Below are 14,556 nucleotides of genomic sequence, written 5' to 3'. Positions count from 1 at the left end.
GGGTGGCAAGCCGCCGTTACAGACATTCAGACGGCCTCTGTCTTGTTTGCTGTCTGTCGGTAAGGTAAAATAAACCTTACCGACAGATTCCCAAAAGAGTAACGATATGGCAACCACCTTACGGCTGAGCAGCAAAAGCCAAGTAACTTTTAAACAAGAGTTCCTGCACCATTTGGGCATCAGTGCGGGCGACGAAATGGAAGTGTCCAAGCTGCCAAACGGTGAGTTACGGATTAGGGCCAAAGCAAAACCTGCGCAAACCAAAAGTATCCGCGAATTCGCAGGCCGTCTGAAAAACGAGGCGGGCGTACATTTGAGCGTGGAAGACATGAATCAGGCCGTTGCCGAAGCCGCCGTAGCGGGCGCGGGTATGGAGCGTAAGCCGTGAGCAGCATTGCCATTGATACCAACGTGTTGGTGCGGCTGTTTGTGAATGACGACGAAGCGCAGCAAAACGCCGCCGTCGAATTGCTGGAGCAGGCCGAAAGCGTGATTATCCCCACCACCGTTTTGATTGAAACCGTGTGGGTATTGAACCGAAGCTACAAAATCCCGCTTGCCGACATCTTGGCGCTGTTACGTGATTTCGTCTCGTCCGTGCCTAAGCTGGTGGTGCAGGAAAACGAAATTGAAGCAGGCTTCGCCATGATGGAGCGTAACGGTGATTTCGCCGACGGCATTAATGCGTTCTGCGGCGCCATGCTCGGTGCGGATCAGTTTGTTACTTTCGACAAACAGGCCGCAAGAATATTGCAGGAAACGGGTGTGAAAACCCTGTTGCTGAAGTAGTAGCCACTACTGAAGGCAAAGGCATAAAGTAAAAACCGTCCTATATAAATTTCAGACGGCCTATCGCTGCAGGTTGTATGAGAGGCCGTCTGAAACCTGCACCGCATAAAAACACACAACAACTTTTGATTTACAAAACCACAGGAAAAAACCATGTTTTCCAACCACCTACTCAGCTTGGCAATATGGGTGCCGATTATCGCCGGCGTGCTGGTTCTGGCCACGGGCGGCGACAAGCGTGCGCCCTTGGCGCGCATTTTGGCCTTGATTGGTGCACTGGCGGGCTTTTTGGTTACGCTGCCGCTGTTTACGCAATTCGACCGTTTGAACGGCGGCTATCAGTTTGCCGAATTCCACCAGTGGATTCCCGCGCTGAATATCAATTATGCGCTGGGTGTGGACGGTATTTCGGTGCTGTTCGTCATTCTGAACGCCTTTATCACGCTGATGGTGGTGCTGGCGGGGTGGGAAGTGATTCAGAAACGCCCCGCGCAGTATATGGCGGCTTTTTTGATTATGTCCGGCCTGATTAACGGTGCGTTTGCCGCGCAGGATGCGGTTCTGTTTTATGTGTTCTTCGAGGGCATGCTGATTCCGCTCTACCTGATTATCGGTATGTGGGGTGGCCCGCGCCGCGTGTATGCCTCGGTGAAGCTGTTTCTCTACACCCTGCTCGGCTCGCTGCTGATGCTGGTGGGTTTGGTTTATCTGTCTAATCAGGCCGGCGGCAGCTTTTCGATTGCGGACTTTCAAAACCTGAAGCAGATTCCGCTGGGCGTGCAGCAATTGCTGTTTATCGCGTTTTTCCTGTCTTTCGCGGTGAAAGTGCCGATGTGGCCGGTGCACACCTGGCTGCCCGATGCCCACGTTGAAGCGCCAACGGGCGGTTCCATGGTGTTGGCTGCGGTTACGCTGAAAGTGGGTGCCTACGGTTTCCTGCGTTTTATCCTGCCGATTCTGCCCGACGCGTCGCGCTATTTCGCGCCCGCAATTGTGGTGCTGAGCCTGATTGCGGTGATTTATATCGGCATGGTGGCGTTGGTGCAGACCGATATGAAAAAACTGGTGGCTTATTCTTCTATCAGCCACATGGGTTTCGTTACTTTGGGTATGTTTCTGTTTGTTGACGGCCATCTGAACGACTGGGCGTTGAAAGGTGCGGTTATCCAAATGATTTCACACGGTTTTGTTTCTGCCGCAATGTTTATGTGCATCGGCGTGATGTACGACCGCCTGCACAGCCGCAATATCGCCGACTACGGCGGCGTGGTAAACGTGATGCCGAAGTTCGCCGCTTTTATGATGCTGTTCGGCATGGCTAATGCCGGTTTGCCCGCCACTTCGGGTTTCGTGGGCGAATTTATGGTGATTATGGGCGCGGTGGAAGTGAATTTCTGGGTAGGCGCGCTGGCCGCGCTGACGCTGATTTACGGTGCTTCTTATACCTTGTGGATGTATAAGCGCGTGATTTTCGGTGAAATCACCAACCCCGAAGTGAAAGAAATGCAAGACATCAACTGCCGCGAGTTCGCCGTTTTGGCTATTCTCGCCGTGGCGGTGTTGGGCATGGGCTTGTGGCCGAACCCGATAATTGAAGTAGTTCATCAGGCGGCCAACGATTTAATCAGCCAAGTGGCGCAAAGCAAGATTTGAGGTGTGCGAATGAATTGGACCGATTTGAATTTAATCCCCGCCATGCCTGAAATCGTGCTGGCATCGGCATTATTTATCGTGCTGCTGGCAGATTTGTGGGTGAAAGACGAAAACCGCTTCATCACCCATATCCTGAGCCTGCTTTCTTTGGCGGCGGTGGCGGTTACGCAATGGCTGGTGTGGACGCCCGACAGCGTGTACACGTTCGGCGGCATGTATATCGCCGACGGCATGTCGCGCCTGTCGAAAATGGTGATGTATGCCGGCTTGTTCGCCTTGTTTGTGTACAGCAAGCCCTATAACCGGGCGCGCAATATCTTTAAAGGCGAGTTTTACACCTTGTCGCTGTTCGCCCTTACCGGCATGAGCGTGATGGTGAGTGCGGGAAATTTTCTAACTGCCTATATAGGTTTGGAGCTGCTGTCGCTGTCTCTGTATGCCATGATTGCCTTGCGCCGCGATTCGGCCAAAGCTGCCGAGGCCGCGCTGAAATATTTCGTGCTGGGCGCGCTCGCTTCGGGCTTGCTGCTGTACGGCATTTCCATGGTGTACGGCGCCACCGGTTCGCTGGAGTTCGCCACCGTGCTGGCAACGGCCTACGACGGCCAGGCGCAGGAATGGCTGCTGAAGCTCGGTGTGGTGTTTATCGTGGTGGCGGTGGCGTTCAAGCTGGGAGCGGTGCCGTTTCATATGTGGGTGCCCGATGTGTATCAGGGTGCGCCCGCTTCGGTGGCCGCTTTTGTGGGCAGCGTGCCTAAAATCGCCGCCGTGGTGTTTGCTTTCCGCATTTTGGTAACGGGTTTGGGCACGCTGAACCAAGATTGGACGCAGATGCTGGCGGTTCTCGCAGTGGCCTCGCTGCTGATCGGTAATCTGGCGGCGATTATGCAAACCAATATCAAGCGTATGTTTGCCTATTCCACCATTTCCCATATGGGCTTTATCCTGCTGGCGTTTATGGCCGGCGCGCTGGGTTTTACCGCCGGTTTGTATTACGCCATCGCTTATGTGGTGATGGGCTTGGTGGGCTTCGGCGTGTTGATGCTGTTGTCTGACGAGGCCGTGGAATGCGAAGAAGTCAACGATTTGGCCGGCTTGAACCAGCGCAATGCCTGGTATGCCTTTCTGATGCTGCTGGCCATGTTTTCAATGGCCGGCATTCCGCCGCTGATGGGTTTTTATGCCAAGTTTGCCGTGATTAAGGCGTTGTTGTCTCAAGGTTATATCTGGCTGTCGGTGTTTGCTGTGGTGATGAGCCTGATTGGCGCGTTCTACTACCTGCGCGTGGTGAAAGTGATGTATTTCGATCCCGCTGCCAACGGGCAGCCCGTCGGCGGCAATGCGGCGGCGAGAGTGTTTTTATCGGTTAACGCCGCGCTGCTGCTGGTTTGGGGCGTGATGCCGCAAAGCGTGATGGACTGGTGTTTGAAAGCGCTGGAGAATACCCTGTAAGCCCCTACAGGCTTATGCAAACCGAACGGCAACCCCACGGGCGTTGCCGTTTTTGCTAATATGGCGGCCGTGCCGAAAATCTTTCAGACGGCCTTAAGGGCGGCAGGGTATTTTCGGATTCCGCGCCGCCTTTTAGGGAGTGTGGTCAGAAGGCTTGCGAAGCGGTTTTTTGAGGGAAAATTCGCAGATGCAAGGCAAAAAGCGCAGCAAGGTTGGACACCTTGCGAGCATTTTTAACGCTGCAGACGGGGATTTTTGACCAAAAACACCGCCGTTGCGTTAATTGTCAACAGACCCTAATCAAAACCAAAGAATAAAGACTTCAGGCCGTCTGAATCAACACAAGGTTTCCATATGACCGAATCTATGTATATTTTATTGCTGCTGGCATTTATTTTCGCCAACACCCCGTTTCTTACCCCGCGCCTGCTCGGTATTTTCCCGCTCAAGCGCAAGCATTTCGGCCACCACCTGTTCGAGCTGTTTGTCGGTTTCGGTATCACCGCCGGTTTGGCCCGTTTGCTTGAATCGCGGGCGGGCAGCGTACATCCGCAGGATTGGGAATTTTATGCGGTGGTTGTGTGCCTGTATCTGGTTTTCGCGTTTCCCGCCTTTGTGTGGCGGTATTTCTGGCACGGCCGCAACCGTGAATAACTCCAACCGTTTTTTCATACGGCTCCGATAAGGTTTGAGGCCGTATGAAAGAAAAATCGAAAGAACAGCATGCAAACTGAAAATTTATCCCAAGCCAAACTGATTGTAGTAAAAGTCGGTTCCAGCCTGGTAACTGCCGAAGGCAAGGGCATAGACCAAGCCGCCCTCAACCTGTGGGCGGCACAGATTACAGCCTTGAAACAGAACGGGGTAGGCGTGGTTTTCGTATCCAGCGGGGCGATTGCCGAAGGCATCAAGCGTTTGGGTTGGCCGAAACGCCCCAAAGCCCTCAACGAATTGCAGGCCGCCGCCGCCGTGGGGCAGATGGGCATTGCGCAGGCCTATGAAAGCGCGTTCCGGCCGCATCATATACATACTGCACAAATCCTGCTCACCCACGAAGATTTGAGCAACCGTACCCGTTACCTCAACGCCCGCAGCACCCTGCTGACGCTGCTAGAAAAAGGCATCGTGCCGATTATCAATGAAAACGACACCGTTACCACCGATGAAATCAAACTCGGCGATAACGACACTTTAGGCGCATTGGTTACCAATCTAGTTGATGCCGACGCCCTGATTATCCTCACCGACCAGCAAGGCCTGTACGACAGCGACCCGCGCAAAAACCCGCAGGCGCAGTTTATCGGCCGCATTGCCGCCGAACATCCCGATTTGGAAAACATGGCAGGCGGCGCGGGCAGCGGCGTCGGCACCGGCGGCATGTACACCAAAGTGCTGGCCGCCAAACGCGCCGCCTTGAGCGGGGCGGCCACCGTGGTGGCATCGGGCCGAGAACCGGACGTATTGCTGCGCCTGCATCGCGGCGAAAGCATAGGCACACTGTTTACCAGCGGCCACAGCCGCGTTGCCGCCCGCAAACAATGGCTGCTCGGCCATGTGCAGATGGTGGGCAGCCTGGTGGTGGACGACGGGGCGGAAAAAGCGCTCACCGCACACCACCGCAGCCTGCTGCCCGTGGGCTGCGTGCGGGTGAACGGTCATTTCCACCGGGGCGAGCTGGTGGCGGTGTTGAACACCGAGGGCAGGGAAATCGCCCGCGGTTTGGTCAATTACAGCAGCGGCGAAATCGGAAAAATCTTAAAAACGCCGTCTGAACAAATTGCGGCCAAGCTCGGCTACATCAACGAAGAAGAGCTGATACACCGCGACAATATGGCGCTGCACCGTTAAAGACGGCCTCAATATATTCCAATACCCTATAAGTTGACAGATTCGGAAAAAGCATGATTTCCCTGACCACATTAATCATAGCAGGCGTATTGCTGGCCGTTGCGCTGATTGCCTCAGTGTCAGTGCCGAACCCGGTTACCTGGCTGGCAACATTGGTGTTGGGCGGTTTGTTTTTCTTCATATTGCTGCCGAAATATCAAGGCGGACAGCAAGCCGTGAAAAGCGGGGAGGAGGTTCAGGCTGCCGTGCAGGAAGTGCGGCAGTGGAGCCGTAAAGCCGGTGGCGGCAACTATATCGACCAATATGAAATTATTGCCACTGCGACAAACCCGCATAACGGCAAAGTCCAAACGTTCGTCAGCCCGCCGATGGCGGAAGACCCCGGGCCTTATTTGGACGGCAGCGTTAAGGTGAGGGTAGACTGGTCCAATCCGAAAGCTTATGTGATGGATCTGTCGTTTCTGCCGTTTAAGGTGTATTGATAATATTGATAAAGCAGGACAGGGCTTCTGCCTGTGCGGCCGAACACAATATCCGATACAATTAAGGCCGTCTGAAAAAAAGGAACCCCACATGGCAAAACCCAAAGGCGGCTTAGGCCGCGGTTTAGATTCACTGATTTCCAACAATATCGGCGACGGCGGTAACGACCGCCTCACCACGGTGGCCGTATCCGACATACAGCCCGGCCGCTACCAGCCGCGCGTGCAGATGGACGACGAAGCCCTGCATGAGTTGGCCGAATCTATTAAAGCACAAGGCGTTATCCAGCCCGTTATCGTACGCGAACGCGGCCTGTCGCAATACGAACTGATTGCCGGAGAACGCCGTTGGCGCGCCAGCCAGCTGGCCGGATTGTCCGAGATACCTGTTGTTATCAAAAGCATCAGCGATGAAACAGCTCTGGCCATGGGGCTGATTGAAAACCTGCAGCGCGAAAACCTCAACCCCATTGAAGAAGCACGCGGGCTGAAGCGTTTGGCCGACGAATTCAGCCTGACACACGAAACCATCGCTAAGGCAGTCGGCAAAAGCCGCAGTGCTATTTCCAACAGCCTGCGCCTTTTGGGTTTGCCCGAGCCGGTTCAGGATATGCTTTATCAGCGCCGTTTGGAAATGGGACACGCCCGCGCCCTGTTAACCCTACCGGTGGTCGATCAACTGCTGCTGGCCCAAAAAGCCGTGAAAAACGGCTGGTCGGTGCGTGAAGTCGAACGCCGCAGCCAACTGCTGCATCAAGGCCAAGGTAAAAAAGCGGAAACCGTCAAAAAAGCCAACCCCGACATCCGCCGTTTGAGCGATGCCATTACTGACAAACTGGGCGTGAATGCCGAAGTGCAGACCCGAAACCAGAAAAAAGGCAAAATCGTTTTGTATTTCGATACCCCTGAAACGTTGGAAAACCTGTTGCAGCAACTCGGGGTGGAATATGATGCTTAAACTGTTGTAACTGCCCGGGCAGGCCGTCTGAATTTTCAGACGGCCTCTGTTTTGATATAAACAACTTATAAAAGCCGGGGAAAAAAGCAGATTATGCACAAATAGGCAGAGATTCCGCCGTTTAATTTTTACTGTAATGTAGTATCATGTAGTGGTTTTCAGGCGGCATACGGCACGGTACGAAATAAAATGAAACCGAAATATATCTTTGATTTACAAAGATTAATAATTATCTTGACGCCTAAACACATCTTGATTATAGTAAGCCCGCTTAATCTGCCTTCGGCTTAACGTTTATGAATAAGATTGTGCGTGCGCAATTTGCGGTATTGGCGGTAACGGCTGTATTGTGTGCCCTTGTAAGCGGTAGTAGCGGGTTTTGGTCTGCGCTGGCAGGCGGGGCGAGTTACCTGCTGCCTTCGGCAGCCGCGGTATTACTTTTAAAAATTTTCAGGCCGTACCCGCAATGGGCGGGAAAGATATTTATGTTGGGAGAGGGTTTAAAAGTAATGCTGGCTTTGGTGTTGATGCTGACTGTTTTCACCGTCTGGCATGAAACACTGAAATTCTTTCCCTTTATCACAGGGTTGTTTGTGGTCAGCCATTTGGTTTTTTTAGCATTGTTGAGAGTTAGAAATTATGGCAGGTGAAACGATGACTGCTGCCGACTACATCAAGCACCACTTACAGAGCTTGACAAGTCTGCAGGATGTAACCCAAGGGCAAGGCCTGAAAAATATCGCAGATTTTTCATTTATCAATTTGGATGCTGTCTTTTTTGCCGTAATTTTAGGTGTAATCGGCAGTTTTTTTCTGTGGCGCGGTGCCCAAAAAGCAACTTCCGGCGTTCCCGGTCGTTTTCAGGCGGCTGTAGAAATACTTTTCGAATTTGTAGACGATATGTGTAAAAGTATCGTGCACAACGAACAGTCGCGTAAATCCGTGGCGCCGTTGGGTTTGACGCTGTTTGTGTGGATTTTTCTGATGAATGCGATGGATTTGCTGCCGGTGGATTTACTACCCTTGGGCTGGCAGGCGGTAACTGGCGAGCACCATGCATTATTGCGCGTTGTGCCTACTGCGGATTTAAACATCACTTTGGCACTGGCTATCGGCGTATTGTTGATTTGCCTTTACTACAATGTCAAAATTAAAGGATTCGGCGGCTGGGTTCACGAAATGTTTACGGCACCTTTCGGTCCGTGGCTGGCTCCTGTCAACTTTATTCTGAATATCGTAGAATTTTTGTCTAAAACAATATCGCACGGCATGCGGTTGTTCGGCAATATGTATGCCGGAGAGCTGGTGTTTCTGTTGATTGCATTGCTGGGTGGCGCATGGGCGGTATCCGGCAGTGTGGGCGTAATGGATCCGGTTATGTTCGTATTCCACATCCTTGCAGGTATGGTGTGGGCTATTTTCCATATTTTGGTTATTACCCTTCAGGCATTTATCTTCATGGCTTTGGCTTTCGTGTATATCGGCCAGGCGCATGACGCACACTAAAATTTAATGATGTTTGCCGTTTTTTAAGTAAGTAGTTTTTCCAACGTAGTTTTAACCTTTGTTTTTTATTAAGGAGTTTTAAAATGGGTTTGATTGCTATCGCATGTGGTCTGATTGTTGCTTTGGGCGCTTTGGGTGCATCCATCGGCATCGCCATGGTGGGTTCTAAATATTTGGAATCTTCTGCACGCCAGCCTGAGCTGATTGGCCCGCTGCAAACCAAACTGTTCCTGATTGCCGGTTTGATTGACGCCGCATTCCTGATTGGTGTGGCGATTGCCCTGCTGTTTGCCTTTGTTAACCCGTTTGCAGGCTAATCCTAACGGCAAGCTGCTTTCATGCAGATGAAACACCGTTTGTTTGATTAACCCTAATACGAAGGTTAAGTAAAGTGAATATCAATGCAACCTTATTTGCGCAGTTAATCGTATTTTTCGGTCTGGTATGGTTTACCATGAAATTTGTGTGGCCGCCGATTGCAAAAGCGTTGGACGAGCGCGCCGACAAAATTGCCGAAGGTTTGGCGGCAGCCGAACGCGGTAAGAGCGATTTTGAGCAGGCGGAAAAGAAAGTTGCAGAACTCTTAGCCGATGGGCGTAACCAGGTTGCCGAAATGGTAGCCAACGCCGAAAAACGTGCGGCCAGAATTGTAGAAGAAGCCAAAGAACAGGCTTCTCATGAGGCTGCCCGCATTGCAGCGCAAGCCAAAGCCGATGTGGAACAGGAAGCTAACCGTGCCCGTGAGGTATTACGCGAACAGGTTGCCGCATTGGCCGTTAAAGGTGCAGAATCTATTTTGCGTAGTGAAGTTGATGCCGACAAGCATGCGCAAATGCTTAGTGCCCTGAAACAGGAGCTGTAATCTATGGCTGAGTTCGCAACGATTGCCAGACCCTATGCAAAAGCATTGTTTGGTTTGGCTCAAGAGAAAAACCAAATAGAGTCTTGGTTGGGCGGACTGAAAGAGCTAGCGTCTGTTGTACAGCAGGAAAAAGTTGCGGCATTTATCGAACAGCCCGAAAAAAGCGCTTCAGAGAAAGTTGAAGCACTGGCCGGTTTGGTAGGCTTAAGCAACCCTAATCTGAAAAATTTTGTATCGGTGCTGGCCGAGCAAAAGCGCTTACAGATTCTCCCTGAAGTTTATGCACAATTTCAAGACTTAACTTTGGCACTGAATCACTCTCAACAGGCTGTCATTTACAGCGCTTATCCGCTGAGCGACTCCCAGTTGAAAGATTTGACTGCCGACTTGCAAAAACGCTTTGGTACCAATTTGGAGGCAGTTACCAAAGTGGATTCCGGATTAATCGGCGGAGTTAAAGTGGAAATCGGTGACCAAGTACTGGATTTGTCGTTGCAAGGCAAATTAAATGCCTTGTATACGGCTATGACAAATTAGGAGAGTTTCCATGCAGCTTAATCCTGCAGAAATTAGCGATTTGATTAAAGCTAAAATCGAAAATCTGTCGGTAAATGCAGAGATCCGCACCCGCGGTACTGTTATTTCCGTAACCGACGGTATTGTTCGTATTCACGGTTTGTCAGACGTTATGCAAGGCGAAATGCTCGAGTTTCCCGGCAATACTTTCGGCTTGGCAATGAACTTGGAGCGCGACTCCGTAGGTGCCGTAGTGTTGGGTGAGTACGAGCATATTAAAGAGGGCGATGAAGTCAAATGTACTGGCCGTATCTTGGAAGTACCCATCGGTCGCGAACTGATAGGTCGCGTTGTAAATGCGCTGGGTCAGCCTATTGACGGCAAAGGTCCGGTTAACACGACCTTAACCGCTCCGATTGAGAAAATTGCACCGGGTGTGATTGCGCGTCAATCGGTAGACCAACCAATGCAAACAGGTTTGAAATCTATCGATTCGATGGTACCTATCGGCCGTGGTCAGCGTGAGCTGATTATTGGCGACCGCCAAACCGGCAAAACAGCCGTTGCATTGGATGCCATCGTTAACCAAAAAGGTACCGGTGTTGTTTGTATTTATGTTGCTGTCGGTCAAAAAGCATCTTCTATTGCCAATGTAGTGCGCAAATTGGAAGAGTATGGCGCAATGGAGCATACGATTGTTGTTGCCGCAACAGCCTCTGAAGCTGCCGCCTTGCAATTTATTGCACCGTATGCCGGCTGTACGATGGGTGAGTTTTTCCGGGACCGCGGCGAAGACGCACTGATTGTATATGACGATTTGTCCAAACAGGCTGTTGCCTACCGCCAGATTTCCTTGCTGTTGCGCCGCCCTCCCGGCCGTGAAGCTTATCCTGGCGACGTGTTCTATCTGCACAGCCGTTTGTTGGAGCGTGCGGCACGTATCAATGCAGATGAGGTTGAGCGTCTGACCAACGGTGAAGTAAAAGGTAAAACCGGTTCGCTGACTGCGCTGCCGATTATCGAAACCCAAGCGGGCGATGTATCTGCATTTGTGCCTACCAACGTTATTTCTATTACAGACGGCCAGATTTTCTTGGAAACCGATTTGTTCAACTCAGGTATCCGTCCTGCGATCAACGCCGGTATTTCCGTATCGCGCGTAGGCGGTGCGGCACAAACCAAAGTGATTAAGAAATTGGGCGGTGGTATACGTTTGGCATTGGCTCAGTATCGCGAATTGGCGGCATTCTCGCAGTTTGCTTCCGATTTGGACGAGGCAACCCGCAAACAGCTGCAGCACGGGGAAGTGGTTACCGAGTTGATGAAGCAGAAGCAATTCAGCACCCTTAACACTGCTGAAATGTCTTTGACCTTATGGGCGATTAACAACGGCTCATATGAAGATGTTCCGGTTTCGAAAGCATTGGCTTTCGAATCAGATTTTCTGAGTTATGTGAGAACCCAGCATCCCGCTGTTTTAGATACCATTAATGCTTCAGGTGCCATGTCTGATGAAAACGAACAGGCACTGGATCAGGCAATGAAATCCTTTAAATCTTCTTACAGCTACGCGTAAGCATTCTAAAAAGAAAGATGAAAGGAGTCTGAAATGGCAGTAGGGAAAGAGATTCTCACCAAAATCCGTAGTGTTCAAAATACTCAAAAGATCACTAAAGCGATGCAGATGGTGTCAACCTCTAAAATGCGGAAGACTCAGGAACGGATGCGCTTGGCTCGTCCGTACGCTGAAAAAGTGCGTTTGGTAATGAGCCACTTGGCACAAACCTATGCAGATCACGGCATCAGGTTTTTGGAATCCCATAAAGAAGTAAAACGTGCGGGTTTCATTCTGATTACCACAGATAAGGGTTTGTGCGGTGGTTTGAACGCCAACGTTTTGAAGAAATTCTTGGCACAAGTTCAAGAGTATCAACAGCAGGGTATTGAAGTTGATGTAGTCTGCTTGGGCAGTAAAGGTTTGGCAGCCTGCCAGCGTATCGGTTTGAATGTAATTGCCAGCGTTACCAATTTGGGGGATACGCCCCGTATGGAAAAACTGCTGGGCGCATTAACCGAGATTTTCCAGAGCTACGGTAAAAAGCAGCTTGATGCTGTTCATTTGGTGTATTCGGGTTTTGTGAACACTATGCGCCAAGAACCACGCATGGAAACTTTGTTGCCCATCGGCCAAAACACAATTGAGAGTGTCAGTGAGAGCGGTGATTTTAACTGGGATTACCGTTATGAGCCCGACCCTGTTGCTGTTTTGGAGTATTTGGTTCGCCGTTATTTGGAGTCTGTGGTTTATCAAGCGTTGTGTGACAATATGGCATCAGAACAAGCTGCGCGCATGGTGGCAATGAAAGCTGCCACCGATAATGCCGGTAATGCCATTAAAGAGTTGCGCTTGGTGTATAACAAATCTCGCCAAGCTGCAATTACCACAGAGTTGTCAGAAATTGTTGCAGGTGCGGCGGCTGTTTAAGGCCGCAATGCCGTGCATTTAAAATAGGATACGATAATGAGCCAAGGCAAAATCGTACAAATCATCGGTGCGGTAGTTGATGTGGAGTTTCCCCGTGAAACTGTTCCGCACGTTTACGATGCCCTTCAACTGGTCGATACCGATTTGACTTTGGAAGTTCAGCAACTTCTGGGTGACGGTGTGGTACGCACCATTGCAATGGGTAGTTCAGACGGCCTCAAACGCGGTATGGCTGTAACCAATACCGGCTCGCCGATTACCGTGCCTGTGGGCAAAGCCACATTGGGCCGTATTATGGACGTGCTCGGCAATCCGGTTGACGAAGCTGGTCCCGTAGGGGCGGTTGAAAAACGCGCTATCCACCAAGAAGCCCCGAAATTCGACGAGCTTTCAAGTGCGACCGAGTTGCTCGAAACCGGTATCAAGGTGATCGACTTGCTGTGTCCGTTTGCCAAAGGCGGTAAAGTAGGTCTGTTCGGCGGTGCGGGTGTGGGTAAAACCGTAAACATGATGGAATTGATCAATAACATCGCCAAAGCGCACAGCGGTTTGTCTGTGTTTGCCGGCGTAGGTGAGCGTACCCGCGAAGGTAACGACTTCTACCACGAGATGAAAGATTCCAACGTATTGGATAAAGTGGCTATGGTTTACGGCCAGATGAACGAACCGCCGGGCAACCGCTTGCGCGTAGCCCTGACCGGTTTGACTATGGCCGAATTCTTCCGCGACGAGAAGGACGAAAACGGTAAAGGCCGTGACGTATTGTTCTTCGTAGACAATATCTACCGTTATACTTTGGCCGGTACCGAAGTGTCCGCATTATTGGGCCGTATGCCTTCGGCAGTCGGTTACCAGCCTACATTGGCTGAGGAGATGGGCCGTTTGCAAGAGCGTATTACCTCCACACAAACCGGCTCGATTACTTCCATCCAAGCCGTATATGTACCTGCAGACGATTTGACCGATCCGTCTCCGGCAACCACGTTCGCCCACTTGGATGCAACCGTGGTATTGAGCCGTGATATTGCTTCTTTGGGTATTTATCCCGCAGTAGATCCGTTGGATTCCACCTCACGCCAGCTTGATCCGATGGTTTTGGGTCAAGAACACTACGATGTGGCTCGCGGTGTGCAGTCAACCTTGCAAAAATACAAAGAATTGCGCGATATCATCGCCATTTTGGGTATGGACGAGTTGTCTGACGAAGATAAGCTGACAGTAATGCGCGCACGTAAAATCCAGCGCTTCCTGTCGCAACCCTTCCATGTGGCAGAAGTATTTACCGGTTCTCCGGGCAAATATGTTTCTTTGCGGGACACTATTGCCGGCTTTAAGGCTATTTTGAGCGGCGAATACGACCACTTGCCCGAGCAGGCTTTCTATATGGTTGGCGGTATCGAAGAAGCCGTAGAGAAGGCGAAAAGCTTAAACTGAGGAGGCCGGCATGAATATCATGCAAGTTGAAGTGGTAAGTAACGAGGAGCATATCTTTTCGGGCGAGGCCGGCTTTGTGGTGGTGCCGACCCTGACGGGTGAACTTGGTATTTATCCGCGACATGAGCCGATTATGAGTTTGATCCGTCCGGGAGCGTTGCGTCTGACCGTACCGGGGGAGCCTGAAGAATTGCTGGTGGCTGTTTCAGGCGGCCTGCTGGAAGTCCAACCCGACAAGCTGACCGTATTGGCCGACGTGGCCGTGCGTAGCGAAGAGATGGATCAGGCGCGTGCCGAAGAGGCGAAAAAAGCCGCAGAAGCACGTATTTCCCAAGCTCAGGACGATGATTCGCTGGCCAAAGCACAAGCAGCGTTGGCTGCAGCGATTGCACAACTCAAAACATTGGATTACCTCCGTGCGCAAAAAAACAAATAAGGATTTGCCCGCAAATCCGGCAAAGCACAGCTTTAGGCTGTGCTTTTTATTTGCCTGCTGCTGAAATATCGGCAACTCTCTTGAGTTTCAATGTTCTGCCCTTATTTTAAAAACCAATTTTCATACCATTACCGA

General features: G+C 51.2%; 17 protein-coding genes. All 17 read left to right on the top strand.

Going from position 1 to position 14,556, the window contains the following annotated elements:
* Positions 1-106 precede the first annotated feature (106 nt).
* Positions 107-388 (top strand): AbrB/MazE/SpoVT family DNA-binding domain-containing protein, encoded by a 282-nt coding sequence (locus Q3970_RS04635; protein WP_303099434.1) that lies wholly within the window; start codon positions 107-109, stop codon positions 386-388.
* The gene (locus tag Q3970_RS04630) at positions 385-789 is read left to right on the top strand and encodes a type II toxin-antitoxin system VapC family toxin (RefSeq protein ID WP_303099433.1); all 405 of its coding nucleotides are present in this window, start codon (positions 385-387) and stop codon (positions 787-789) included. Before Q3970_RS04635 ends, Q3970_RS04630 begins: the two co-directional genes overlap by 4 nt.
* A gap of 153 nt (positions 790-942) precedes the next feature.
* The gene (locus Q3970_RS04625) at positions 943-2,442 is read left to right on the top strand and encodes an NADH-quinone oxidoreductase subunit M (RefSeq protein ID WP_303099432.1); all 1,500 of its coding nucleotides are present in this window, start codon (positions 943-945) and stop codon (positions 2,440-2,442) included.
* A 9-nt stretch (positions 2,443-2,451) separates the two neighbouring features.
* On the top strand, positions 2,452-3,894 hold the full coding sequence (gene nuoN, locus Q3970_RS04620) for an NADH-quinone oxidoreductase subunit NuoN (protein WP_303099431.1): 1,443 nt from the start codon (positions 2,452-2,454) through the stop codon (positions 3,892-3,894).
* Positions 3,895-4,248: 354 nt separating this feature from the next.
* Positions 4,249-4,548: a DUF2818 family protein gene (locus tag Q3970_RS04615; protein ID WP_303099430.1), complete on the top strand. Its 300-nt coding sequence runs from the start codon at positions 4,249-4,251 to the stop codon at positions 4,546-4,548.
* A gap of 69 nt (positions 4,549-4,617) precedes the next feature.
* Complete coding sequence (gene proB / locus Q3970_RS04610; protein WP_303099429.1) at positions 4,618-5,742, top strand: glutamate 5-kinase; 1,125 nt, start codon at positions 4,618-4,620, stop codon at positions 5,740-5,742.
* A gap of 53 nt (positions 5,743-5,795) precedes the next feature.
* A complete protein-coding gene (locus Q3970_RS04605) occupies positions 5,796-6,224 on the top strand; it encodes a hypothetical protein (protein WP_303099428.1) in 429 nt (142 codons plus the stop codon).
* Between the two features lie 91 nt (positions 6,225-6,315).
* The gene (locus Q3970_RS04600) at positions 6,316-7,182 is read left to right on the top strand and encodes a ParB/RepB/Spo0J family partition protein (RefSeq protein ID WP_303099427.1); all 867 of its coding nucleotides are present in this window, start codon (positions 6,316-6,318) and stop codon (positions 7,180-7,182) included.
* A gap of 296 nt (positions 7,183-7,478) precedes the next feature.
* Positions 7,479-7,832, top strand: a complete 354-nt coding sequence (locus Q3970_RS04595) for an ATP synthase subunit I (protein WP_303099426.1) — start codon at positions 7,479-7,481, stop codon at positions 7,830-7,832.
* Positions 7,822-8,688, top strand: a complete 867-nt coding sequence (gene atpB / locus Q3970_RS04590) for a F0F1 ATP synthase subunit A (RefSeq protein ID WP_303099425.1) — start codon at positions 7,822-7,824, stop codon at positions 8,686-8,688. The genes Q3970_RS04595 and atpB overlap by 11 nt, the downstream gene beginning before the upstream one ends.
* An 83-nt stretch (positions 8,689-8,771) precedes the next feature.
* Positions 8,772-9,005: a F0F1 ATP synthase subunit C gene (gene atpE, locus Q3970_RS04585; RefSeq protein WP_004284425.1), complete on the top strand. Its 234-nt coding sequence runs from the start codon at positions 8,772-8,774 to the stop codon at positions 9,003-9,005.
* Between the two features lie 74 nt (positions 9,006-9,079).
* Complete coding sequence (locus tag Q3970_RS04580; RefSeq protein ID WP_303099424.1) at positions 9,080-9,550, top strand: F0F1 ATP synthase subunit B; 471 nt, start codon at positions 9,080-9,082, stop codon at positions 9,548-9,550.
* Positions 9,551-9,553: 3 nt separating this feature from the next.
* Positions 9,554-10,087 carry a F0F1 ATP synthase subunit delta gene (locus tag Q3970_RS04575; protein ID WP_303099423.1) on the top strand — a complete coding sequence of 178 codons (534 nt, stop codon included), beginning with the start codon at positions 9,554-9,556 and terminating at the stop codon, positions 10,085-10,087.
* Positions 10,088-10,097: 10 nt separating this feature from the next.
* A complete protein-coding gene (atpA, locus tag Q3970_RS04570; RefSeq protein WP_303099422.1) occupies positions 10,098-11,642 on the top strand; it encodes a F0F1 ATP synthase subunit alpha in 1,545 nt (514 codons plus the stop codon).
* Positions 11,643-11,675: 33 nt separating this feature from the next.
* A complete protein-coding gene (atpG, locus tag Q3970_RS04565; RefSeq protein WP_303099421.1) occupies positions 11,676-12,551 on the top strand; it encodes a F0F1 ATP synthase subunit gamma in 876 nt (291 codons plus the stop codon).
* Between the two features lie 36 nt (positions 12,552-12,587).
* On the top strand, positions 12,588-13,985 hold the full coding sequence (gene atpD / locus Q3970_RS04560) for a F0F1 ATP synthase subunit beta (RefSeq protein WP_303099420.1): 1,398 nt from the start codon (positions 12,588-12,590) through the stop codon (positions 13,983-13,985).
* 10 nt (positions 13,986-13,995) lie between these two features.
* The gene (locus tag Q3970_RS04555; RefSeq protein WP_303099419.1) at positions 13,996-14,421 is read left to right on the top strand and encodes a F0F1 ATP synthase subunit epsilon; all 426 of its coding nucleotides are present in this window, start codon (positions 13,996-13,998) and stop codon (positions 14,419-14,421) included.
* Positions 14,422-14,556: the final 135 nt, after the last annotated feature.

Origin of the sequence: Neisseria sp., from assembly GCF_030530745.1 — a bacterium.
GTDB lineage: Bacteria > Pseudomonadota > Gammaproteobacteria > Burkholderiales > Neisseriaceae > Neisseria.
The sequence above is the reverse complement of the archived record's forward strand: the minus strand, read 5'-3'. Positions and strand labels throughout refer to the sequence as shown.